The following is a 1242-nucleotide window of genomic DNA, read 5'->3' on the forward strand; positions in this document are numbered from 1 at the left end:
GGTGTGGCGGGCCGGTGGGCTGGAGCCGATGCCGATCCGCAAGCTGCCCGAGTCGCCGCCGTCGGTCCACCTGCTCGGCCCCACGGTGTTCCTGGTCGCGCTCGGGGTCGGCATGGGCGAGTCGTACATGTGGCCGCGGCTGGTGCTGGTCTTCGGCCCCGAGATCCGCTGGCTGTTCCTCATCGGGGTCACGCTGCAGGCCGTGGTGATGCTGGAGATGGCCCGCTACGCGATGGCCACCGGCGAGAGCATCTTCTCCGGCGCCGCACGGCTGGCGAAGCCGGTGATGTGGTTCTTCTTCGTCACCGCGATCGCCGTCTACATCTGGCCAGGTCACCTCTCGGCGGGCGCGGCGGCACTGGAGAAGATCACCGGCATTCCGTGGGTCATCTCCGCCTGCCTCGGCCTGCTGCTGGTCGGCGTGGTGTTCACCCTGGCCAAGGTGATCTACACCCTGCTGGAGAACGTGCTGTCGGTACTGATCGGGCTGCTGGTCGTGGGCACCGCGGTGGTGGCCGCGATGGTCGGCGACCTCTCGGATCTGTCGGCCACCATCACCGGGATGTTCCACTTCGGGTACTTCCCGGCGGAGGCGATGTCGCCGTCGTGGTTCCCGATCGTGGTGGGCTCGATCGCCTTCGCCGGGCCCTCGGGCATGCAGCAGATGTGGTACACGCTGCACCTGCGCGACAAAGGCGCCGGGATGGGCGCGCACATCCCCCGCATCCGCGGCCTGCGGCACGCCGGCGAGGAAGAGGCGATGCCCGCACGCGGGTTCATGTTCGACACCACCGACCCCGAGGAGATGCGCAAGTGGAAGGGCTGGCGGCGCTGGGTCACCTTCGACGCGCTGCTGCTGTTCTGGGGCATCACCATGCTCGTGACGATCTCCTTCACCGTCCTCGCACAGTCCGCGGCGCGGGCCAACCCCGGGGTGCGCGACCTGATCGAGGCCGGTGAACGGGAAGCCGCGCTGGGCGCGATGGCCGACGCGTTCTCCACAGCCGGCGGCCCGGTGCTGGGCTCGGTGTTCCTCGGGTTCATCGCCCTGATCGGGCTGAACGCCACACTGGGCCTGTTCGACTCGTTCTCCCGCGGCCAGGCCGACATGACCTACCACTTCGTGCCCGGCGCGCGACGGTTCCGGATGTCACACCTGTACGCGGCGTTCCTGTGGGGCGTTATCGCCTTCGGCATCCTGATCCTGCTGTTCGGCCCCGCGGACGGGCCCGGCGCGATCCT

The 1242-nt window shown here is 69.2% G+C and carries 1 protein-coding gene; it reads left to right on the forward strand.

The genetic code is table 11. From position 1 onward, the window contains the following. On the forward strand, window positions 1-1242 hold a 1242-nt coding region (locus tag BLW84_RS45925; protein WP_245761855.1), incomplete at both ends, for an Nramp family divalent metal transporter.

It is taken from the genome of Saccharopolyspora shandongensis, assembly GCF_900106995.1.
GTDB classification, from domain to species: domain Bacteria; phylum Actinomycetota; class Actinomycetes; order Mycobacteriales; family Pseudonocardiaceae; genus Saccharopolyspora; species Saccharopolyspora shandongensis.